Origin of the sequence: uncultured Eubacterium sp. (assembly GCF_934525195.1) — a bacterium.
Taxonomy (GTDB): Bacteria; Bacillota; Clostridia; order Oscillospirales; family Acutalibacteraceae; genus Eubacterium_R.
Window position 1 is genome coordinate 280568 of the sequence record NZ_CAKSZA010000001.1, and the last position, 22333, is coordinate 302900.

The window sequence follows — 22333 nt, forward strand, 5'->3', positions numbered from 1 at the left end:
TTTCATATCAATTTATTATTATATAATATAGAATAGATAATCTCAACAGTTATTTGAAAATTTAATAAAAATGTCAAATTATACAAAAAACCTCCTGCGTGAACAGAAGGTTTTTGTGTCAAAATATTTCTATGTCAGCCAAAATCAAGCGGTCTGCAATTCAGGTTCAGACACAAAGATTTTGTCCCAATTTGCATAGTATTCCTTTTGCTTGATAAGTTTGCGAGCTTGAATATAGTCATATGCCTTTTTGTGGAAGGTGTCAAGTTCTTTTGAAGCCTCCTTGAGCTTTGTTGCCTTGAGGGTTGCCTCCTCCTTGGTGTTTTCGCTCATAGCATTTGCTTCGTTATATTTATCAAGAGTCGGCTCGCTGATGCCGTAAAGTTCCTCAACAGTATGTGATAAGAGTTCGGTTGCCTTTGCGGTCTTTTTAATCATTCTTTCTGTTGTGAAGCGTTCTTTTTCGTTCACAACAATTTCAAGAGCCTTGATTTTAGTTTGAAGCTTTTTGCGTTCTTTTTTCTTCGTTGCGGTTTCAAGAGCCTTGATACATTCATCATATTCCTTTACGGAATCGGAATAAATCTGCTTTGCCTCGTCAAGCTGACCGTCAGAAAGCGAATCGGTTGCATAGTCCTCAAGAGCCGCACGGATTTTGAGTACCTTGATGTGAGATTCGTGTTCTTCTTCGGTCAAAGTATACATTGTGACAAACGGAATAAGAGCAAGCACAAAGCCGACAATAGCAATCAAAATCATACCCTTTGAAATCGGTTCTCTGAACGAAGCCTTATACAAATCGTCATAGTTGTCAACAAGTCCAAAATGGTTTTGCATAACGATTGTTTGAGTGAAATATGTAATGCCCATACTTACAAAAACACCGATTGTGCCGACGAACTGACCCATAAGACCCTCAAGTCTGTCGCCTGTCTTATATTGCTGATAATCGAGCACATCGGCGCTCATTGCGCCGTCTGTGATGAGAGTAAATGTGCAGAAGAAATTTCTGAGCCACACAAACACAAAGAGCACCCAGATTTGTTCGATGAACAAGTACATACCGACAAGGGTAAAAATATTTGTAACGATGTACAAAATGAACATATTTCGCTTGCCGATTTTGCGAATCAAGAACGGTGAAATAAGCATTGCCGGAGTTGCGGCAGCACCCAAAATCGTTACAAGAGTACCATTCAAAAGTCCTTGCTTTTCGGTCGTGAGATTAAGCACATCTTTGATGCCGTAGTAGAAATACCAAGTGGTGATATTGCCGACACCCGCCTGCAAAAGAATACACCAAGAAGTAAGTGAGCGTGCCCACTGATACTTATTTGCAATACCTGCACCGATGCCCTTAAAGAACGGCACTTTCGGTGTATAGTCCTTAGAAACGATAATTCGTTCCTTTGTACCAAAATAGCTGAACAGACCGATGAGAGCACCGCCGATACCGAGAGCAGGCATAATAACACGGTATGCACCGATGTGTTCAAGACCGCCCGTGTAGCCTGCAATGAACGGAACAAAGAAGTTCATAATTGACGGTGCGAGCGAATAGATAAAGGTTGAAATTGTGATTACATCCGCACGCTCGGTCGAGTTTGGACTCATTACCTGAACAAGGGTTGTATACGCTTGGTCATAGAACGGATAGCACAGTTGAAGAAGCATATACGATATGAACAATGCCCACAGTTTTTGGTTGTACGACATTGTTTCAAACGGAAGAAAGGCAAAAACAGTCAGCATCAAGCCTGACGGTATGCCCGTATAAAGCAGATACGGTCGAAATTTTCCCTTACTGCTCCGAGTGTTGTCAATAATCAATCCTCTGATAGGGCCTAAAAACAAGCCGATAATCGTAGCTGCAAGATTGAGCTTTACAAGGTCGCCGTTTTTAAGTCCGAGTGCCGAACCTGCAAGCAAGCTCGTGGCAGACAGCGAGATATACCAAATCGTATAAATTACGAATTTTACACCGATACCGCCAATGCTGTACGCAAGTATTTCCTTATACGGAATATATCGCCCCTCAGGCGGCTTGCTCCAATGATCTTTTACAGACAACACGGTCTGTTTAATCTTTTCTCCTGATATTTTCATTGTTACCCCTTTTGTGAAACTTTCATACATTTTTACCGCATACGGCACAAGTTTCTGTTAAATTATAACATAGGAGAACAACAATATCAACATAATATTAACAAATATCTGTGGAAAAAGTATAGCCTTGTTTTTTCACATCATCAATAACTTTGCCGAGAATATTAGCATTGGTTTTGCTGACAGCGTGAAGAAGAAAAATTGCACCGGGATGGGTACTTTCACAAATATGGGTGAAAGCCTGATTTTCCTCCGTTTGATTATCAGGGTCCCAGTCGGCATAGGCAAAGCTCCAAAAAACAGATTTATACCCCAAATCTTTTACAATTTGTAATGAGCGCTCCGAAAACTCGCCCTTTGGAAACCTGAAATAACTCATTGTATAGCCAAACTTATCTTTGACATACTTGTGAAGATAGCTTACTTCCTCTTTGGCAACATCGTCGCTCACCTCGTCCATAGTATAATGACGGTAGGAATGGTTGCCGACAATATGCCCCTCGTCTATCATTCGTTTGACAAGGTCGGGGTTTTGAGATGCAAAATCATATGTCACAAAGAAAATCGCCTTAACTCCCTTTTCCTTTAAAGTGTCCAAAATCTGTGGAGTATAGCCGTTTTCGTAGCCCTCATCAAAGGTTAGACATATCTTTTTTTCATCGTTCAACAGCCACCTTGCATCCATATTTGAAAAGCGTTTTTGAAGCAAAAGCGGGTCATTTGGTTGCTTATGTTCAACAATATTTCCCGGACCCCAAACAATTTTTTCGGTGCTCAGGGAATCAAGTCCCGCAACAGCCTTTGCGGTTGGTGCAGTTGTTTCGACAGCTTTGGTTGTGGTTTCTGCTTTTTTACTTGCAGTAATATTTTCGTTACTGTTTGTATTCCCCTTTGCACATCCAAACAGCATACAAACGCACAAAACGGGCAACAATATCCTTTGAAATTTCATAATAAAAACCTCCTACATCTATTGTTGACGCAGGAGGTTAAAATACCATTGTAAAATTTTGAATTACTTGTCGGATTTTTCAAGGCTTTTCATTTTGAGATAAGCGTTGATGAAGCCGTCAAGGTCACCGTCCATAACAGCATTGATGTTGCCCATTTCAAAGCCTGTTCTGTGGTCCTTTACCATTGTGTACGGCATAAACACATAGGAACGAATCTGACTGCCCCAAGCGATTTCCTTTTGGTCACCCTTGATGTCGTCAATCTTTTCAAGATTTTCTCTTTCCTTGATTTCAACAAGTTTTGACTTGAGCATAAGCATTGCCATTTCACGGTTTTGATGCTGTGAACGCTCAACCTGACATGACACAACGATGCCTGTCGGAATATGAGTAAGACGAACGGCGGAAGAAGTCTTGTTTACCTTTTGTCCGCCTGCGCCCGATGCACGATAAACATCCATCTTGATGTCCTCTTCACGGATTTCTACATTGACATCATTGTCAATCTCCGGCATAACTTCAAGAGAAGCAAACGAAGTGTGACGGCGACCCGATGAATCGAAAGGTGACACACGAACAAGACGGTGAATACCCATTTCGCCGTGGAGATAGCCATAAGCATTTTCACCCTCTACACGGATTGTTGCACTCTTGATACCTGCAACATCACCCTCAAGATAGTCGAGAGTTGACACCTTGTAGCCGTTTCTTTCGCCCCAACGATTGTACATACGGAAAAGCATCTCTGCCCAGTCCTGAGCCTCTGTTCCGCCTGCACCTGCGTGGAAAGTGAGAATAGCGTTGTTGTCGTCAAACTCGCCCGAAAGGAGGGTTGAGAGAGTGAGCTTTTCAATTCTGCTTTCAATATCATCAACAGATTTTGTGCAATCCTCAACCAAAGAAGCGTCCTCTTCCTCGTTTGCAAGTTCAATCATAACCTGCGCGTCATCAAAATCATTTTTGAGATTTTCGTATGATGCAACCTTTGCTTTGAGTGAGCCGATTTTTTGCATAACCTTTTGGCTGTTTTCCATATCATCCCAAAAATCAGGAGCGGCGCTCTGCTTTTCGAGTTCTTCAATTTGAAGCTTAACATTGTCTATATCAAGTGCTTCTTTTAAATTGTTTATTGGTTCTTCAGACTGCATAAGTCTTTGATTCAATTCTTCAAATTCTATCATTATTCTTCTCCGAAAAAGTATTAAATATGTTAATTGATTATTTTATGCTATAATATTATATAGTATAAGTATATAATTTTCAAGGAAAAAAATAAATAGAATATAATAATTACATTTTATCTTGAAAAACAAAAACAATAGGCATATAATAAAGGCGAAAAACATAAAAGAAAGAAGGCTAATAAAATATGGCAGCACAAATCTGTGCCGTAATAATTTTTGTCGTTATGTTCGCACTTATTATTATGGACAAAATCCCACGCCAGTGGGTAACATTGGGTTGTGGTCTTGCAACTATCGTTATTGTATTTGGAATTTGTATGAGAAGTCCGAGTGCAATAATGGAAACACTCAACATCAAAAGCATATTCACAACTGAGTTTTGGCACGTTTCATCACAGGGCGGCGAAAGCTCAAGCGGTATCAACTGGTCGACAATCATATTCATAGCAGGTATGATGGTTATGGTTGAGGGTATGGCAAAAGCAGGATTTTTCCGCTGGCTCTGCCTCACAATCGCAAAAGCAGTTAAGTACAAAGTTATGCCGATTCTCGTAACATTTATGATTATGAGTGCCGTGCTTTCAATGTTCATTGACAGCATCACCGTAATTTTGTTCTTGGCAGCAGTTACAGTTGAACTTTCTCAACTTCTCAAATTTACACCCGTTCCGATGGTGCTTGCGGAAATCTTCTGTGCAAACCTCGGCGGTTCCGCAACAATGTGCGGTGACCCGCCAAACATCATCATTGGCACAGCACTCGGCTACAGTTTTGCCGACTTCCTCACAAATACAGGTCTTATTGCAGGTATCTCGCTTGTTTTCATTATTTTGTTCTTCTTCTTTTCATTCAAAAAGGAGCTTTCGGCATCAAGCAACGAACCTGTTGACCCTGCAACATTCCCAAATCCGTCCGATGCGATTGAGAACAAAAAGGACTTCATCATCAGCACAATCATTTTCCTTATTGCTGTTGTCCTCCTTGTAACTCACGCACAAACAGGACTTACCGTTGCATTTATCGGTGTGCTTATTGCGGCAATTACACTCATCACTTCGTTTAAGCACATCAAGTTTATTTTGAAGAAAATCGACTACAAAACGCTTTTGTTCTTCATCGGCTTGTTTATTGTTGTCGGCGGACTTGAGCAAACAGGCGTTTTGAAGCTTATTGCAAACTTTATTGAAAAAATCTGCGGCGGCAACATCTTTGCTATGGTGCTCATCATTATGTGGATTTCTGCTCTTGCAAGCGCATTTGTTGACAACATTCCGTTTGCGGCAACAATGGTTCCTGTTATCAAGAGTCTTGCAGCAACAACTCCGGGTGCTGAACTTGCAACTCTTGCATATTCACTTTCTGTCGGCACAGACATCGGCGGAAGCGCAACACCTATCGGTGCTTCGGCAAATGTTGTCGGAACTTCGGTTATTTCAAAAGCAGGTCACCCTGTCGGCTGGGGCAAATATTGCAAATCGGCAATACCGGCAACGGCAATTGTTCTCATCATTGCAATGATAGTAATCAAATTAAGATACTTCTAAAGGAGGGTTAATTTATGGCTAAACAATTTATAATTTCAATCGGTCGTGAATACGGCTCGGGCGGTCGTGTGATCGCCGAGGAATTGGCAAAAAGATACAATGTAAGCCTTTACGGTAAAAATCTTTTGGATTTAGTCGCACAAGAAAAGAACCTAAACCTTGACGAGCTGAAAAAATACGATGAAAGAGCAAGAAACATTTGGCTTTCACGCTCGGTTGACGGCTACTCAAACTCTCACGAGGACAATGTTGCTCAAATGCAATTTGACTACCTCAAGGAGCGTGCGGAATCCGGCGAATCATTCATCGTGCTCGGCAGATGCGCCGACTATGTTTTGCGTGAATATGAGGGGCTCATTAAAATCTTTGTTACAGGCGAAACAGACACAAAAATTAAGAGAATTGCATCAATTGAAAAGCTCCGCTATGACGACGCAAAAGAGCTTGTTGAAAAGCGCAACAAGATCAGACGCAGTTATCACAACCGCTATTCAAAATACAAATGGGGCGACTCTCGCTACTACGACTTGCTCATCAACACAAGCAAAGTCGGAATCGACAACGCCACCGATGTAATTGATGCGTACATCAAAAACATAATCGAATAAACGCTTATCATACAACCTCGTTGCAAACAAATCATAAAACACTTTGACAATCTATTCAAAGGCAATATGCTGAAACCGGGGAGGTAATACAATGCAAAAAATCATCAAAGCCGTCAAATATGCTTTAATCATAATAAGCAGTATTATCGCTGTTGGGTACATAGTTTATATTTGCCTGACCTACAATGATATGCTGACAGCTGTACCGCTGAGAATGCATATTGAAATCATAGTTTTTGTTTGGTTAGTTTTTAATGCAATAGTTTTGTTGATAAATAAAATTATAAAAAAGGTCACAGATAAGCGTAAGTAAAATTATATAAAAATTATTTTTGACACGCCCAAGGCTGTTGAGAAAGGTTCTGAATTTCGTTTTCTTGCGAGTGGGAGCTGTACATAGGTACCGCCCCCGAGCAAAAAACGAAAAACGCCAAAAATGCCGTAGGTTCAATACCTACAGCATTTTTAAAACCCCTCCGTCAACACTTCGTGTTGCCACCTCCCCTTACATTTAAGAGGAGGCTAATGTGGTAATTTATATTTTGGCGTGTTTCAGGAGCTTTATCGACAGTCTGAAAAGTGCATTGGTATTGTGAAATACCAATGCACTTTTATTTTGTTTGTCTTAATCTTTAAGAAGTGATTTGTACATCTTGATGTACTCGTTTGCGGATTTGCCCCAAGACATATCACAGTTGAGTGCACGCTCAACAAGAGTCGGCCAATAATCCTTATTATTATAAGCCTCTACGCCACGGTAGATTGCACCGAGCATATCGTATGCATCATATGTTTGGAAAGTAAATCCGTTGCCCTCGCCGTCACCCGAATCGGTGATTGAGTCCTTAAGACCGCCTGTTTCACGAACGATAGGTACTGTGCCATAGCGAAGTGCAACCATCTGTGAAAGACCGCAAGGTTCGCTCTTGCTCGGCATAAGGAACAAGTCTGCACCTGCATAAATCTTGCGTGCAAGGTCAGGAATAAATCCGATTGTTACGCCGACTTTGTCAGGATACTTGTCGTGGAGTTCTCTGAAGAAGCTCTCGTACTGCCATTCGCCCGAACCGAGAACAACATACTGAATATCACGCTCCCAAAGGCTCTTTTCCATAACCTCACGGATGAGGTCAAGTCCCTTGTGACCGACAAGACGAGATACAATACCGATAATCGGCACATCATCTCTGACAGCAAGACCCATCTGCTCTTGGAGAGCCTTTTTGCACTCTGCCTTGCCCTTTTTCCAATTTTCGGCATTGTAGTTTGCAACAATGTCAGGGTCGGTCTCAGGGTTATAATTTTCGGTATCAATACCGTTGAGAATACCGCAGAGTTTCCAGCTACGCTGATTAAGAATCGGGTCAAGACCGTAGGAATACCACGGGTCAAGAATTTCCTTTGCATAGGTCGGAGAAACGGTTGTCACTTTATTTGCACACTCGATGCCTGCTTTCATAAAGTTAACAAGTCCATCGTACAAAATGAGATTGTTGTATTCAGGTGCAATGCCCAAAACATCGTTGAGAAGTTCATCACCGTACTTGCCCTGATACTGAATGTTATGAATTGTGAAAACAGTTTTGATGTTCTCATATCCCATTTGGTTTGCATAGTAGCAAGAATAATAAAGCGGTGTGAGAGCCGACTGCCAATCGTTGCAATGAATGATGTCCGGCTTCCAGTCAATGTGAGGAATAATCTCAAGAACGGCTCTTGAGAAGAAAGCAAATCTTTCCGCATCGTCATAATGACCGTAAATTCCGTCACGCTTGAAATAATATTGATTGTCAAGGAAGTAATAAATTACTCCGTTATGCTTTGCCTCAAAAATACCGCAATACTGTCTGCGCCACGAAACAGGAACGGAAATTGAAGCAATAAACTTCATCTTATCCTTATATTCCTGCTTGATTGAATCATAAAGAGGCATTACAACACGGCAACCGATAAGTCGCTTGCGAAGTGCAACAGGCAACGAGCCCGCAACATCTCCCAATCCTCCGGAAGCCATAAAAGGCAACGCTTCAGAAGCAACATATAAAACCTTCATTTGTATATTCCCCCCTAAATCTTTGTGCCCTTTGAAATGCAAACCGGATAATTTGCTGCACCGGAAAGCTCAACATCGGACTTGATATTACAATCCTTATCTGCGATTACATAATTGATTTTTACATTTTCACCAATAACGGTGTCCTGCATAAGAATAGAATTCTTAACCACAGCACCCTCTTTAATCTTTACACCCTTGAAAAGAATACAATTTTCAACTGTGCCCTTAACAACGCAACCGTCGGCAACAAGAGAATTTTTGACATCTGCCTCCATACCGTAAAGAGTCGGCATATCGTCACGCTCTTTAGTATAAATAGGGCGTTCCGGAGCAAAGAGAACCTTTTTGTTTTCTCTTTCAAGTATGCTCATTGACACATCATAATAGCTTTGAACGCTGTCGATGGTGCCGACAAAGCAATCTGTTGCGTCATAAGAATAAACCTTTTTGTTCTTTATGCTTTCAAGAAGAATATTGCGTTGGAACGAAATCTTGTTCTTTGAATGAGCGTTTGTTACCAATTCCTCAAGCAAATACTTTTTGATGAGCACAACATTTGTTGAATAGAAAGCAGTTTCAACATCGGGGTCGATAGAAGCCTCCAAAATTCTGCCGTCATCCGCAACCTTGTCAAAAACAAGAACATTGCTGAATGAAACAGGCTTTTTAGCCTTGACACCAACGATTGTGATATCTGCTTCGGACTTTTCGTGTGCATCAAACACCTTTGACAAGTCGATATTCATAAGATTATAGCAATCCGACATCAACACATATTCCTGTGTTGAATGGTCAAGGAAGCCCATATTCCCATAAATAGCATCAATTCTGTTGCCCCACATAGTTACGGAATTGCTTGAATACGGCGGAAGAATGTGCAAACCGTTTGTCTTGCGTGACAAATCCCACGGCTTGCCTGTACCGACATGGTCCATAAGCGAATTGAAGTTTGCGTTTGTAACAACGCCGACATTTGTTATTGAGCTTTCAACCATATTTGAAAGCGGAAAGTCGATAAGGCGGTATCTTGCACAAAACGGAACAGAGCCCATTGTTCTCAACTCTGTAAGCGATTCAAGAGTTTCCTCGTGAATATTGGCAAAAATCATACCGAGTACATTTTTTCCGTTCATACTTATACCTCCTCCCCTGACGGAATCATATCTTTTGGTTCAACCTTTTTTCCCTTGGTGATTTTTGCATTTGAACCGACAACTGCAACGCCCCAAGTGGACGGGTCTTTCAAATTTTCGGGAATTGCACCGACCTGTGCATCTTCCTCAATAACTGCATCTTCGGCTACAATTGAATAATATACCTTTGCGCCTTTTTTGATTGTTGCGCCCGGCATAATAACAGAAAATCTGACTTCTGCATCTTCTTCAACAGTTACCTTTGAAGAAACAACAGAATATTCAACCGTGCCGTCAATATCGCAACCCTCGGAAATCGATGAGTTTTCGATAGTTGCATTTTTGCCTATGTAATGAGGCGGTGCGTCAGGAGTTCTGCTGTAAATTCTCCAAGAAGTGTCGGAAAGGTCAAGGTCAACATTAGGGTTGATGATGTCGAGATTTGCCTCCCAAAGAGAATCGATTGTGCCGACATCTTTCCAATATCCCTTGAACGGATAAGCAAACATACGCTGACCGTCTGCAAGCATATTCGGAATAATGTTTTTACCGAAATCATTTGCAGAATTTTCGTCTGCCTCGTCCTCGCAAAGATATTTTCTGAGTTTATCCCACGAGAACACATAAACACCCATAGATGCTTTGTTCGACTTCGGCTCGGCAGGTTTCTCTGCAAATTCATAAATCTTGTCGTTTTCGTCTGTTGCAAGAATACCGAAGCGTGAAGCTTCTTCCCACGGAACTTCAAGAACTGCGATTGTGCAATCGGCATCGTTCTTTTTGTGGAACTCAATCATCTTTGAGTAATCCATCTTATAAATATGGTCACCCGAAAGGATAACTACATATTTTGGGTCATATTTTTCAATAAAGTTGATGTTTTGATAAATGGCATTTGCTGTGCCCTTGTACCATGAAGCACCGCCTATAGCCTCATACGGTGACAAAATGTGCACACCGCCGTTGAGTCTGTCCAAATCCCACGGATGACCGTTGCCCAAATAATCATTGAGCACAAGCGGTTGATACTGTGTGAGAACACCAACCGTATAAATACCGCTGTTTACGCAGTTTGAAAGCGGGAAATCAATAATTCGATAATTTCCGCCGTACGGAACAGCAGGCTTTGCCACGCTTTTGGTAAGAACGCCTAAACGACTGCCCTGACCGCCGGCAAGAAGCATAGCAACAACTTCTGTTTTTGACATACTGTAAATCCTCCTATATTATCTCTTTGATTTTTTACTGTTTGGTTTGGAAGCTTTTGCAGGTGTCTGCTTTGACTTTTCCTGCACAGGTTTCTCCTCTTTCACTTCTGTTTTAACTGCCTGCTGTTTTACAGGCTTTGCAACTTCCTTTTCAGCCTTTGACGGCTTATCTTTTTTTGCAGGCTGTTTGTCTGCGGTTTTCTTTAGAAATATTGCCGACAAGCCGTGAAGTTTCAAATCAATATACTGCTCGTAGCCATGGATACTGCCCTTTTTAGACTTATACGAGCCTGACATTCTGTGCTTGTCACCGCCGAATTTTTCAAGCGAAGTGTCAAACACAACCTTATATGTTCCGTTCTTCGGAACTCCGATACGGTACGAATCAAAACTGTTTGGCGTCCAATTGAACACGGAGATAAGTTCCTCGCCTTTTTTGTTCATTCTTCTAAAAGCAATTACGCTGTTGCAATTATCCTCGGAAGAAATCCATTGAAATCCGTCCCAGCTATAATCAATTTCCCAAAGTTCGCTGTGTTCCTTATAGAACTTGTTAAGTTCTTTTGAAAATTCCAAGGTTTGTCTGTGCTTGTCATAATCAAGAAGAAGCCAATCAAGTCCCTGCTTGTAGTTCCATTCGATAAACTGACCGAACTCGCTGCCCATAAACAAGAGCTTTTTGCCCGGATGAGCCATCATATATGCAAGGAACAGCCTCAAACCGTCAAACTTCATATCATAGTCGCCCGGCATTTTGTTCAAAAGACTTGCCTTGCCGTGAACAACCTCATCGTGAGATACAGGCAAAACAAAGTTTTCGCTGAACGCATAGAAAAAGCTGAATGTAATGCAGTTGTGATTGCCTTTTCTGAACAACGGGTCAAGCGATGTGTAGCGAAGCATATCGTTCATCCAACCCATATTCCATTTGAAATTGAAACCGAGTCCGCCCTCTGACGGAGGCATAGTAATCATCGGCCAAGCGGTGCTTTCTTCGGCAATCATCATCGAACCCGGATGATTCGAAAGAATAGTTGAATTGAGTTGACGGAAGAAATCGACAGCTTCGAGATTTTCTCTTCCGCCGTTCTTGTTCGGTGTCCACTCGCCGTCTTTTCTGCAATAATCAAGATAAAGCATAGACGCAACGGCATCAACACGAATTCCGTCAAAATGAAATTCCTCAATCCAATAATTAGCAGATGAAATAAGGAAGGACTTAACCTCTTTCTTGGCATAGTCGAACACTCTTGTGCCCCATTCCTTATGCTCACCTTTTTTCATATCGCTGTATTCATAACAGCAAGTGCCGTCAAATTCGTACAGTCCAAAGGCATCCTTTGGAAAGTGAGCAGGCACCCAGTCGAGAATAACGCCTATTCCCTCCTTGTGGCAAGTGTCTACAAAATACTTCAAATCCTCAGGAAGTCCATAGCGTGAAGTTGCGGCAAAATAGCCTGTAACCTGATATCCCCACGAACCGTCAAACGGATACTCCATAATCGGAAGCATCTCAATGTGAGTGTAGCCCATATTCTTTACATACGGAACAAGCTGCTCGGCAAGTTCACGATAAGTCAGGAAGTTTCCGTCATCGTGCATTTTCCACGAACCCATATGAACCTCGTAGATATTAACAGGCTTTTCCAAAATATTCTGTCGGCTTTTGTCAAGTTGCCATTTGGAATCTTTCCACTTGTAATCAGCAAGCTCGTAAACCTTTGAGCCTGTACCCGGACGGGTTTCCTGATGCACAGCATAAGGGTCAGCCTTTAACAAGGTTGTTCCTGTGCCGGTTTTTATTGCATATTTGTAGCAGTCGTATACTTTAACATTATCCACAATCGCTTCCCAAATCCCCGGAGAAACGGCAACACATTTGCTTGCATTTTCATTCCAAGAATTGAAATCGCCCACAACAGACACACCCTGTGCATTAGGTGCCCAAACTCTAAAAGCCACCTTGCTTTCGTCAATTCTGTGATTGCCGAAAAATTCATAGGCTTTGTAGTTAGTTCCGTCATGAAAAAGATATACAGGAAGCTGATATTCTTCTTTCAATTTTTTCATAGAAATTCCTTTCGTTAACAAACACTAAACAACAAAAAGGGTACACTTTCCCTACTTTGAATATTCTATAAAATAATAATAACACTATTACAAACGTTTTTCAAGTGTTATTTGGTTATTTTGTTACAAGAAAATGTAAAATAATTATAAAATCTGTGCACTTTGTCAAAATAGCACAAAATATGTACAAATCGGTAAAAGTAACAAATTTTTAATCAAATTATCCTGTTTTTTCTATTGCCACATTTCACTATAATATGTTATAATATTTTATATTTTTATAATATGACGCATATATATTATGGACGAATAAATCAAGGCGGAGTATAGTTTATGAAAAACATCATTGTTGCATACCCAAGCAGAAGCACTGCTTTGCAGCTGAAAAGCTTCCTTGAAGAAGACGGTCTGTATGTATCGCACATCTGCGCCACGGGTGCAAGTGCCCTTGGCATTGCGGCTGATATGCGAAGCGGAGTCATCATTTGTGCATCCATTCTGCGTGATATGGGTGCAGGCGTTGTGGCTGAACGACTGCCGTCGGGCTTTGATGTAATCGCTCTGTCAAAAAGCGGAAAGGAAGATTATATGGGCAATCTCATTTGTCTGCCCCTGCCTCTTGACAAAGACGAATTTTTAAGAACGGTTGAAATTCTTGTTACAACCGAAAGCTCGTTTACATCCAGAAATCTCAGCGACAGCGAATACATATCAAACGCAAAAGCCATTTTGATGAACACCAATGATATGAGCGAAATGCAAGCGCACAAGTTTTTGCAAAGCGAAAGTATGCGGTGTGGCAAAAAAATGGTTGATGTCGCAAAAGACATAATTGCAAAATTTGAATAGGTGATGCTATGAAATTACAATTTGTTAAAATGCACGGTGCCGGCAACGACTACATCTACGTTGACGGTATGAAGCAAACAATACCGAACGAAAGCGAAACCGCAAAAAAGCTTTCAGACAGGCACTTCAGTGTTGGCGGTGACGGTTTGATTGTCATCAAAAAAGGCAAGGTTGCCGATTACGAAATGGTGATGTACAACGCTGACGGTTCAAGAGGTGCTATGTGTGGCAACGGCATACGCTGTGTTGCAAAATACCTTTTTGACGAAGGCTATACAAACAGAGAAAAGGAATTCACAATTGAATCTATGGGGGCAATCAAGCACATCAAAGTGAATGATGTTGACGGCAAAGCAGTGACTGCAAGAGTTGATATGGGCAAACCGATACTCAAATCAAGCGACATTCCCGTTATGTTCGACAGCGAAAAATGTATAAATCAAAAAGTCACCTTTGGCGACAGAGAATTCAATATGACCTGCGTTTCAATGGGTAATCCGCACGCAGTAATGATTATTGACGAACACCCAAGCGAATTTGATTTGAACAAATACGGCAGTATCGCAGAGCAAGACACGAGCCTGTTTCCCGACAGAGTGAATGCCGAATTTGCAAAGATTATTGACAGAAGCAATGTTGAAATGCGTGTTTACGAGCGTGGTGCGGGAGAAACTCTTGCATGCGGCACAGGTGCTTGTGCAACCGCTGTTTCTGCAATTCTCAACGGCTACTGCGACAACAAGGTTACCGTTCACCTCCTCGGCGGAGATTTGCTCATCGAGTGGAGCGGAAACGAAAACGACAGTGTTATTATGACCGGTCCGGCTGAATATGCGTTCACCGGAGAGGTTGAAATATAAGTAATTTAACGGAGGTTTAAAGATATGAAAATCAATGACAACTTTTTAAAAATCGAGTCAAGCTATTTGTTCTCTACAGTTGCAAAGAAGCAGAGAGCATATCAAGCCGCTCATCCTGAGGCTGATGTAATTCGCCTTTCAATCGGTGATGTTACAAGACCGCTTGCACCGGCTGTAATTGATGCAATGCACAAGGCTGTTGACGAAATGGCTTGCGAGGCTACATTCAAAGGCTATCCGCCTGAGTACGGATACGACTTCATCCTTGAAGCAATCCAAAAGAACGACTACACCGACAGAGGCATTGACATCGCAAAAGACGAAATCTTTTTGTCTGACGGTGCAAAGAGCGACTGCGGCAACATCGGCGACATCTTTTCAGTAGACAACAAGGTTGCAATCTGCGACCCTGTTTACCCTGTTTACATCGACACAAACGTTATGGCAGGCAGAAGCGGTGACAAGGACGAGAACGGTCTTTGGAGCAACATCATCTACATGCCATGCACAGCAGAGAACAACTTTACACCTGATCTTCCGTCAGAAGTTCCTGATGTAATTTATCTCTGCTTTCCTAACAACCCAACAGGTATGGTTGCAACAAAAGAGCAACTCAAGAAGTGGGTTGATTATGCACTTGAACACAAGTCACTCATTCTCTTTGACTCAGCTTATGAAAGCTTTGTTGTTGAGGAGGGTATTCCAAAGTCAATTTACGAAATCGAGGGTGCAAAGAAGTGCGCTATCGAGCTTCGTTCATTCTCAAAGACAGCAGGCTTTACAGGTATGAGATGTGGCTACACAGTAGTTCCGAAAGAACTTGAATTTGAGGGCACATCACTCAATCCTCTTTGGGCAAGACGCCAGGCAACAAAGTTCAACGGTGTTTCATACATCACCCAAAGAGCCGCAGAAGCTATCTATTCGGAAGAAGGCAAGAAGCAAATTCAGGAAACTCTTGCTTACTATCAAAACAACGCAAAGATTATCTTTGAGGGTCTCAAGGACGCAGGCTTTGAATGCTACGGCGGTGTAAACTCACCATACATTTGGCTCAGAGTTCCACAGGGATACACAAGCTGGGAATTCTTTGATGAACTCCTTGAAAAGTGTCAGGTTGTAGGTACTCCGGGTTCAGGATTCGGTCCTGCCGGCGAGGGCTACTTCAGACTGACAGCATTCGGCTCAACAGAAAAGACAATCGAAGCAATCGAAAGAATCAAAGCAGTATACAAAAAATAATTAACATATAAGGATTAAAATGCAGGAGGCTAACATTATGACAAAGACAGAACAACTCTATGAGGGCAAGGCAAAGAAAGTTTGGGCAACTGACGACGAGAACATCGTTATCGTTGACTACAAGGACGATGCAACTGCTTTCAACGGTATCAAAAAGGGCACAATCGTCGGCAAGGGTGTTGTAAACAACAAAATGAGCAACTACCTTATGCAAATCCTTGAAAAGCACGGCATTCCAACCCACTTTGTTGAGGAATTATCAGACAGAGAAACAGCAGTTAAAAAGGTAAAGATTGTTCCTCTTGAGGTTATCATCCGCAACAGAGCAGCAGGTTCAATTTGCAAGAGACTCGGTCTTGAAGAGGGTATGGACTTTGTTTGCCCATCAATCGAATTTTCATACAAGGATGACGAACTTGGCGATCCGCTCATCAACGGCTATCACGCAGTTTCTTGTGGCTTTGCAACCAAGGAAGAAGTTGAAACAATCAAGGAAATGGCATTCAAAGTAAACGAAGTTCTCAAAGAGTACTTTGCTTCAATCGGCGTTGAACTTATTGACTTCAAGCTTGAATTCGGCAAGACAGCCGACGGCACAATCGTTCTTGCTGACGAAATCAGCCCTGACACCTGCCGTTTCTGGGACATCAAGACTCACGAAAAGCTCGACAAGGACAGATTCCGTCGTGACCTTGGCGGTGTTGAAGAAGCATACGAAGAAATGATGAAAAGAGTAGGACTTAACTAATGGAATACAATACATACAATTCCCCTTTTAACGCTCGTTACGCAAGCAAGGAAATGCAATACATCTATTCTCCGGACTTCAAGTTCAGAACATGGAGAAAACTTTGGATTGCACTTGCAGAGGCAGAGCACGAACTCGGACTCAATGTAACACAAGAGCAGATCGACGAATTAAAGGCTCACGCAAACGACATCAACTATGCAGTTGCAGAGGAATACGAAAAGAAATTCCGTCACGATGTTATGAGCCATGTTCATGCATACGGTGAGCAATGTCCAAAAGCAAAGGGCATCATTCACCTCGGCGCAACTTCCTGCTATGTTGGCGACAACACAGATGTTATCACAATGCGTGAGGCACTCAACCTTGTTAAGAAAAAGCTTGTAAACGCTATTTCATCAGTTGCAAAATTTGCAGACGAATACAAGGATATGCCATGCCTTGGCTTTACACACTTCCAGCCTGCACAGCCAACAACAGTAGGTAAGAGAGCAACTCTTTGGCTTATGGACTTGGTTATGGACCTCAACGAAGTTGACCACGTGCTCGACACTCTTATGCTTCTTGGCTCAAAAGGTACAACAGGCACACAGGCAAGTTTCCTTGAACTCTTTGACGGCGACCATGAAAAGTGCAAAGAACTTGACAGAAAGATTGCTGAAAAAATGGGATTCAAGGCTTGCTTCCCTGTAAGCGGTCAAACATATGCAAGAAAGCTCGACACCATCGTTTGCAACTGCCTTGCACTCATTGCTCAGAGTTGTTGCAAATTCTCAAACGATTTAAGACTTCTTCAAAATCTTAAGGAAATTGAAGAACCGTTTGAAAAGAATCAAATCGGTTCATCCGCTATGGCTTACAAGAGAAACCCAATGAGAAGCGAAAGAATTGCATCTCTTTCAAGATATGTTATGATTGACGCTCTCAACCCTGCTTGGACAGCGTCTGCGCAATGGTTTGAAAGAACTCTTGACGACAGCGCAAACAAGCGTGTAAGTGTTGCCGAAGCATTCCTTGCTATTGACGGCATACTCGACCTTTACATCAATGTTACAAGCGGTCTTGTAGTTTATCCAAAGGTTATTGAAGCAAGACTTATGAGTGAGCTTCCGTTTATGGCAACAGAAAACATTATGATGGACGCTGTTAAAAAGGGTGGCGACAGACAAGAACTCCACGAGAAAATCCGTCAACACTCAATGGCAGCCGGTGCTGTTGTTAAGGTTGAAGGCGGCAAGAACGACCTTGTGGACAGAATTGCGGCTGACCCTGCATTTATGACTACAAAGGAAGAAATCCTTGCTATTCTCAAGCCTACTAACTTTGTCGGCAGAGCGCCTGAGCAAACAGCCGATTTCTTGAACGAAGTCATCAATCCTATTCTTGAAGAAAACAAGGATTTGCTTGGTGTCGATGTCGAAATCAATGTATAGATAACAAAAATAGCCGACAGGTAGATTTGTCTATCTGTCGGTTATTTATTTTCAAGATAATTTAGAAATGATGTGAAATATTCGGGCAATTCGCTTTCAAACTCCAAATATTCATTGGTTATCGGATGAACGAATCCGATATGCTTTGCATGGAGGCACTGACCGTTCAATCGGGTTATAACCTTTTTTGGACCGTACACGGGGTCGCCTGCAACAGGATGCCCGATATATGACATATGCACTCTGATTTGATGAGTGCGCCCCGTTTCGAGAATACACCTTACATGAGTGAAATCGCCGTATCTCTTGATGACCTCATAATGAGTTGTGGCAGGCCTTGAATTCTTCATAGTGACAGCCATTTTCTTTCTGTCCTTGCTGTCCCTGCCGATAGGCTGGCAGACTGTTCCGCTGTCATCTTTGATATTGCCGTAAACAACTGCCTCATAAGCACGAGAAAAGCTGTGCTCCTTGATTTGCTCGGCAAGACCGATGTGAGCCTTGTCGGTTTTGGCAACAATCAAAAGTCCGGAAGTGTCCTTGTCTATTCTATGCACAATGCCCGGTCGGATAACGCCGTTTATACCCGAAAGGCTGTCACCGCAATGATACAGCAAAGCATTGACAAGAGTGCCGTCCGGATTGCCGTTTGCAGGGTGAACAACCATCCCCTTTGGTTTGTTGACTACGAGCAGATATTCGTCCTCGAAAACTATATCAATCGGAATATTCTGCGCAACGGCTTCAAGCGGTTTTGCATCGGGAACAACAACTTCAATGCTATCCCCTGCCTTGCACTTGTAGTTCTTGGAAACCGTTTTGCCGTTTACGGATACATTATCTTCATCAATGATTTTTTGCACGGCAGAGCGAGTAATATCCTCGATATTTTCAGTTAAAAACTTGTCTATTCGTATGCCGTTTGACTCGCACACAAAGCTATAATTTTCAGCCATTGGACTTCTCCTTTGGCTTTTTTATATCGCTGAAAGCATCAAAAAGCAAGTAGCCAATAAGCACAACCGCACCGCAGGTAACTGCACAATCGGCAATGTTGAAAACAGCAAAATCCACAAAGGTCGGCTCGATAAAATCAACAACATAGCCAAATCTTGCTCGGTCAATGAGATTTCCTATACCGCCCGAAACGACAACACCAATGCTCCAATACAACCACAGGCTTTTGCATTTGTTTGAAAACAAATAATAAAAAGCACCGACGCACACGGCAAAAGTCAAGGCAACAAAAATCCACCTTGCACCGCTGAGCATTGAAAAAGCCATACCCGTGTTTTCGGCATATCTGAACTGCACAACACCGGGAATGAACTTTGCAACGCTTCCGTCAGCAAGCTTTAATGAAGCAAAATATTTAGTTATCTGGTCAAATGCAACGATAAGAACAATCATAATCGTGCAAGAAATATGTTTTTTAATATGCTTCATTATGAGCAAATCTCCATATTTTCTGTCTTTCGTCAAAACAAAGCGTTGACCTCCCTTTTGCAAGGGAGGAACAACTGATTGATAAATTATAATTCTTTCATTGTTTGAGCACAGTGTGCACAAAGAGTCGGATGTTCTGCGTCCTGACCGACCGTGTCGGAGAACTTCCAGCAACGCTCGCACTTTTCACCGTCTGCCTTTGCGATTGTTACGGAAAGACCTGCAACCTCGCCCTTTACAGCGCCTTCGCCATCTGCAAGTTCAACAGCGGAAGTGATGAAGATTTCAGGCAACGCCTTGATCTCTGCCTTGAGGAAGTCTGCAAGGTCGCCGTCAGCGTGAAGAATAACCTTTGCCTCAAGCGGCTTACCGATTACTTTTTCGTTACGGGCAAGTTCAAGAGCCTTTTGAACATCGGTTCTGATTTCGTGAATCTTATCCCACTTTGCGATGAAATTCTCATCAGCGTCAATATAGTTGCCCTGTGGAATGTCATTGAAGAGCGGTGACTCAACATTTCTTGAAGAATCGTGAGGCATAGCCTTCCAAATTTCATCACAAGTAAATGCAAGAATAGGAGTGAGAACAAGGCAAAGAGCGTCAAGAACCTTGTAGAGAACTGTTTGAGCAGCTCTTCTTGACTTTGACTGAGGAGCAGAAGTGTAAAGTCTGTCCTTAAGAACATCAAAGTAGAAGTTTGACATATCAACAACACAGAAGTTGTGAAGTGCGTGTGCTGTTGTGTGATATTCATATTCATTATAGCCCTGATGAGCTGTGTTGAGAACTTCGTCAAGTTTCATCAATGCGTACTTGTCAAGTTCTTCCAAATCCTCATTTGCAACCATATCGGTGTCAGGATTGAAGTCGTAAAGGTTACCAAGGCAATATCTTGCGGTGTTTCTAATCTTACGATAGTTATCGGAAATCTGCTTCAAGATTTCAGGGCTGATACGGATATCTGCGTGATAATCGGCAGAAGCAACCCACAAACGGAGAATGTCTGCACCGTACTTATCGATAACCTCTTGCGGAGCAATACCATTGCCGAGTGACTTAGACATCTTTCTGCCCTCACCGTCTACTGTCCAGCCGTGAGTAATAATCTGCTTGTAAGGAGCACCGTTGCCGCCTGCAACAGATGTAAGAAGCGATGATTGGAACCAACCACGATATTGGTCTGCGCCCTCAAGATAAACATCAGCAGGCCACTTGAGATAGCTTCTGTTCTTGCAAACTGCTGCGTGTGATGAACCCGAATCGAACCAAACATCCATGATGTCCTTTTCTTTTTCAAAGCCGTTAGCCTTGCCGCAGTGAGGGCACTTGAAGCCTTCAGGGAGGAAGTATTCTGCATCGTGAGCAAACCAAGCGTCTGAACCTTCTTCACCGAAAATGTCGGATACCTTGTTCATAATACCCTCATCGATGATTTCCTTGCCACAGTCTTTACAGTACATAACAGGGATAGGAACGCCCCATTTTCTCTGACGGGAAATACACCAATCGGCACGCTCAACAATCATAGACTGAAGTCTGTCCTTACCCCATTCAGGATACCATTTTACATCCTCTGCTGCCTTTACTGCTGCATCCTTGAAGTCGTCAACCGAGCAGAACCATTGTGATGTTGCACGGAAGATAACAGGCTTGTGACATCTCCAGCAGTGTGGATATTGGTGCTTAATCTTTTTGAGTGCGAAAAGTGCACCGATTTTTTCAAGATGCTCTGCGATAGGCTTGTTTGCCTCGTCTGTTGTAAGACCTGCAAACTGACCTGCTTCTTCTGTAAGAACGCCCTTGTCGTTTACAGGAACAACGATAGGGATTTCCTTATACTTTTGGCAAACGATAAAGTCATCAACACCGTGACCCGGAGCTGTGTGTACGCAACCTGTACCGCTTTCAAGAGTGACATGATCGCCGACAATAACAAGAGAAGTTCTGTCGATGAACGGATGAGCGGTTTTCATATATTCAAGCTCGTCACCACGGATAATGCCAACTGTTTCATAATCTGTAATTCCTGCGTCAGCCATTGCGGCAGGTGCAAGGTCTGTTGCCATAACATAGTATTCGCCGTTTGCCTTGAGGAGGCTGTATTCATAGTTAGGGCCAACACAGATAGCAACGTTTGCAGGGAGAGTCCAAGTTGTTGTTGTCCAAATTACAAAATATGTTTTGTCAAGTTCTGCACCAAGAGCGGTGAGTTTGCCCATATCGTCTGTAACTTTGAACTTTACATAAATTGAATGACATGGATCTTCTGCGTATTCGATTTCTGCTTCTGCAAGAGCTGTGTTACAATCCGCACACCAATATACAGGCTTCAATCCCTTGTAGATGTAGCCCTTTGATGCCATAGAAGCAAACACCTTAATTTGCTCCTGCTCAAATTCCTTTTGAAGTGTGATATATGGGTTATCCCATTCGCCGATAACACCCATACGCTTAAAGCTTTCTCTCTGCAAATCAACATAGCTAAGTGCTGTTTCACGGCAGATTTTGCGAAGCTCAAGGTCTGTAATATTTGACTCGGCTGTGATGCCTGCCTTTTTGCGGGCAGCAAGTTCTGTCGGAAGACCGTGAGTGTCCCAACCCGGAACATATGGTGACTTAAAGCCGGTCATATTCTTATATCTAACAATGAAATCCTTGAGTGTCTTGTTGAGTGCGTGACCGATATGAATATCGCCGTTTGCATATGGAGGTCCGTCGTGAAGAACAAAGAGAGGCTTGCCGTCGTTGTGCTTCATCAATCTTCCGTACTGGTCGTTTTCATACCAATCCTTGAGAAACTCAGGCTCTCTCTGAGGGAGAGAAGCTCTCATAGGGAATTCGGTTTTTGGCAAATTAAGTGTTTTGTTATAGTCCATTGGTTTTTACTCCTTAC

Annotated in this window: 18 protein-coding genes; 8 read left to right on the forward strand and 10 right to left on the reverse strand. The window is 42.4% G+C overall.

The features are described from left to right. Positions 1 to 144 precede the first annotated feature (144 nt). From Q0E03_RS01330 to prfB, 3 genes are all read right to left on the reverse strand, one after another. Complete coding sequence (locus tag Q0E03_RS01330; protein ID WP_297128499.1) at positions 145 to 2106, reverse strand: MFS transporter; 1962 nt, start codon at positions 2104 to 2106, stop codon at positions 145 to 147. A 97-nt stretch (positions 2107 to 2203) separates the two neighbouring features. Further along, positions 2204 to 3058 carry a polysaccharide deacetylase family protein gene (locus Q0E03_RS01335; protein ID WP_297128502.1) on the reverse strand — a complete coding sequence of 285 codons (855 nt, stop codon included), beginning with the start codon at positions 3056 to 3058 and terminating at the stop codon, positions 2204 to 2206. 63 nt (positions 3059 to 3121) lie between these two features. Continuing rightward, the gene (gene prfB / locus Q0E03_RS01340; protein ID WP_297128505.1) at positions 3122 to 4240 is read right to left on the reverse strand and encodes a peptide chain release factor 2; all 1119 of its coding nucleotides are present in this window, start codon (positions 4238 to 4240) and stop codon (positions 3122 to 3124) included. Between the two features lie 188 nt (positions 4241 to 4428). Between prfB and Q0E03_RS01345 the strand changes: the two genes are divergently transcribed. From Q0E03_RS01345 to Q0E03_RS01355, 3 genes are all read left to right on the forward strand, one after another. Beyond that, a complete protein-coding gene (locus tag Q0E03_RS01345; protein ID WP_297128508.1) occupies positions 4429 to 5787 on the forward strand; it encodes an SLC13 family permease in 1359 nt (452 codons plus the stop codon). 14 nt (positions 5788 to 5801) lie between these two features. Next, positions 5802 to 6395 (forward strand): AAA family ATPase, encoded by a 594-nt coding sequence (locus Q0E03_RS01350; protein ID WP_297128511.1) that lies wholly within the window; start codon positions 5802 to 5804, stop codon positions 6393 to 6395. A 91-nt stretch (positions 6396 to 6486) separates the two neighbouring features. Next, on the forward strand, positions 6487 to 6708 hold the full coding sequence (locus tag Q0E03_RS01355) for a hypothetical protein (RefSeq protein WP_297128513.1): 222 nt from the start codon (positions 6487 to 6489) through the stop codon (positions 6706 to 6708). Between the two features lie 312 nt (positions 6709 to 7020). Here Q0E03_RS01355 and glgA read toward each other — a convergent pair whose 3' ends face one another. The 4 genes from glgA to glgB are packed head-to-tail and all read right to left on the reverse strand — an operon-like array spanning position 7021 to position 12862. Next, complete coding sequence (gene glgA / locus Q0E03_RS01360; RefSeq protein ID WP_297128515.1) at positions 7021 to 8448, reverse strand: glycogen synthase GlgA; 1428 nt, start codon at positions 8446 to 8448, stop codon at positions 7021 to 7023. A gap of 14 nt (positions 8449 to 8462) precedes the next feature. Then, positions 8463 to 9584, reverse strand: a complete 1122-nt coding sequence (glgD, locus tag Q0E03_RS01365; protein WP_297128518.1) for a glucose-1-phosphate adenylyltransferase subunit GlgD — start codon at positions 9582 to 9584, stop codon at positions 8463 to 8465. Between the two features lie 2 nt (positions 9585 to 9586). Further along, a complete protein-coding gene (locus Q0E03_RS01370) occupies positions 9587 to 10792 on the reverse strand; it encodes a glucose-1-phosphate adenylyltransferase (protein WP_294834938.1) in 1206 nt (401 codons plus the stop codon). Positions 10793 to 10810: 18 nt separating this feature from the next. Next, the gene (glgB, locus tag Q0E03_RS01375; RefSeq protein ID WP_297128521.1) at positions 10811 to 12862 is read right to left on the reverse strand and encodes a 1,4-alpha-glucan branching protein GlgB; all 2052 of its coding nucleotides are present in this window, start codon (positions 12860 to 12862) and stop codon (positions 10811 to 10813) included. Between the two features lie 333 nt (positions 12863 to 13195). Here glgB and Q0E03_RS01380 point away from each other — a divergent pair, with 333 nt between their 5' ends. From Q0E03_RS01380 to purB, 5 genes are read left to right on the forward strand one after another with little or no spacing between them, the layout of a single operon-like run. Beyond that, the gene (locus Q0E03_RS01380) at positions 13196 to 13711 is read left to right on the forward strand and encodes an ANTAR domain-containing response regulator (RefSeq protein WP_297128524.1); all 516 of its coding nucleotides are present in this window, start codon (positions 13196 to 13198) and stop codon (positions 13709 to 13711) included. An 8-nt stretch (positions 13712 to 13719) separates the two neighbouring features. After that, positions 13720 to 14571, forward strand: coding sequence for a diaminopimelate epimerase (gene dapF, locus Q0E03_RS01385; RefSeq protein ID WP_297128527.1), 852 nt, complete (start codon positions 13720 to 13722; stop codon positions 14569 to 14571). Between the two features lie 24 nt (positions 14572 to 14595). Then, a complete protein-coding gene (locus tag Q0E03_RS01390; protein WP_297128530.1) occupies positions 14596 to 15813 on the forward strand; it encodes an LL-diaminopimelate aminotransferase in 1218 nt (405 codons plus the stop codon). A gap of 37 nt (positions 15814 to 15850) precedes the next feature. Further along, positions 15851 to 16561: a phosphoribosylaminoimidazolesuccinocarboxamide synthase gene (gene purC / locus Q0E03_RS01395; RefSeq protein ID WP_297128532.1), complete on the forward strand. Its 711-nt coding sequence runs from the start codon at positions 15851 to 15853 to the stop codon at positions 16559 to 16561. Continuing rightward, positions 16561 to 17994: an adenylosuccinate lyase gene (purB, locus tag Q0E03_RS01400; protein WP_297128535.1), complete on the forward strand. Its 1434-nt coding sequence runs from the start codon at positions 16561 to 16563 to the stop codon at positions 17992 to 17994. The genes purC and purB overlap by 1 nt, the downstream gene beginning before the upstream one ends. A 41-nt stretch (positions 17995 to 18035) precedes the next feature. Here purB and Q0E03_RS01405 read toward each other — a convergent pair whose 3' ends face one another. The 3 genes from Q0E03_RS01405 to ileS all read right to left on the reverse strand — a co-directional run bounded on the left by Q0E03_RS01405 (position 18036) and on the right by ileS (position 22316). Further along, a complete protein-coding gene (locus tag Q0E03_RS01405) occupies positions 18036 to 18950 on the reverse strand; it encodes an RluA family pseudouridine synthase (RefSeq protein WP_297128538.1) in 915 nt (304 codons plus the stop codon). Beyond that, positions 18943 to 19440 (reverse strand): signal peptidase II, encoded by a 498-nt coding sequence (gene lspA / locus Q0E03_RS01410; RefSeq protein WP_297128541.1) that lies wholly within the window; start codon positions 19438 to 19440, stop codon positions 18943 to 18945. Before lspA ends, Q0E03_RS01405 begins: the two co-directional genes overlap by 8 nt. A gap of 86 nt (positions 19441 to 19526) precedes the next feature. Beyond that, positions 19527 to 22316, reverse strand: a complete 2790-nt coding sequence (gene ileS, locus Q0E03_RS01415; RefSeq protein ID WP_297128544.1) for an isoleucine--tRNA ligase — start codon at positions 22314 to 22316, stop codon at positions 19527 to 19529. Between the last annotated feature and the right edge of the window lie 17 nt (positions 22317 to 22333).

Coding starts and splice junctions, on each gene's coding strand:
- glgA (WP_297128515.1), bottom strand. CDS start 8,448: ATGAAGGTTTTATATGTTGCTTCTGAAGCGTTGCCTTTTATGGCTTCC.
- purC (WP_297128532.1), top strand. CDS start 15,851: ATGACAAAGACAGAACAACTCTATGAGGGCAAGGCAAAGAAAGTTTGG.
- Q0E03_RS01380 (WP_297128524.1), top strand. CDS start 13,196: ATGAAAAACATCATTGTTGCATACCCAAGCAGAAGCACTGCTTTGCAG.
- Q0E03_RS01350 (WP_297128511.1), top strand. CDS start 5,802: ATGGCTAAACAATTTATAATTTCAATCGGTCGTGAATACGGCTCGGGC.
- Q0E03_RS01335 (WP_297128502.1), bottom strand. CDS start 3,058: ATGAAATTTCAAAGGATATTGTTGCCCGTTTTGTGCGTTTGTATGCTG.
- Q0E03_RS01355 (WP_297128513.1), top strand. CDS start 6,487: ATGCAAAAAATCATCAAAGCCGTCAAATATGCTTTAATCATAATAAGC.
- Q0E03_RS01330 (WP_297128499.1), bottom strand. CDS start 2,106: ATGAAAATATCAGGAGAAAAGATTAAACAGACCGTGTTGTCTGTAAAA.
- glgB (WP_297128521.1), bottom strand. CDS start 12,862: ATGAAAAAATTGAAAGAAGAATATCAGCTTCCTGTATATCTTTTTCAT.
- purB (WP_297128535.1), top strand. CDS start 16,561: ATGGAATACAATACATACAATTCCCCTTTTAACGCTCGTTACGCAAGC.
- ileS (WP_297128544.1), bottom strand. CDS start 22,316: ATGGACTATAACAAAACACTTAATTTGCCAAAAACCGAATTCCCTATG.
- Q0E03_RS01370 (WP_294834938.1), bottom strand. CDS start 10,792: ATGTCAAAAACAGAAGTTGTTGCTATGCTTCTTGCCGGCGGTCAGGGC.
- lspA (WP_297128541.1), bottom strand. CDS start 19,440: ATGAAGCATATTAAAAAACATATTTCTTGCACGATTATGATTGTTCTT.
- glgD (WP_297128518.1), bottom strand. CDS start 9,584: ATGAACGGAAAAAATGTACTCGGTATGATTTTTGCCAATATTCACGAG.
- Q0E03_RS01390 (WP_297128530.1), top strand. CDS start 14,596: ATGAAAATCAATGACAACTTTTTAAAAATCGAGTCAAGCTATTTGTTC.
- Q0E03_RS01345 (WP_297128508.1), top strand. CDS start 4,429: ATGGCAGCACAAATCTGTGCCGTAATAATTTTTGTCGTTATGTTCGCA.
- Q0E03_RS01405 (WP_297128538.1), bottom strand. CDS start 18,950: ATGGCTGAAAATTATAGCTTTGTGTGCGAGTCAAACGGCATACGAATA.
- dapF (WP_297128527.1), top strand. CDS start 13,720: ATGAAATTACAATTTGTTAAAATGCACGGTGCCGGCAACGACTACATC.
- prfB (WP_297128505.1), bottom strand. CDS start 4,240: ATGATAGAATTTGAAGAATTGAATCAAAGACTTATGCAGTCTGAAGAA.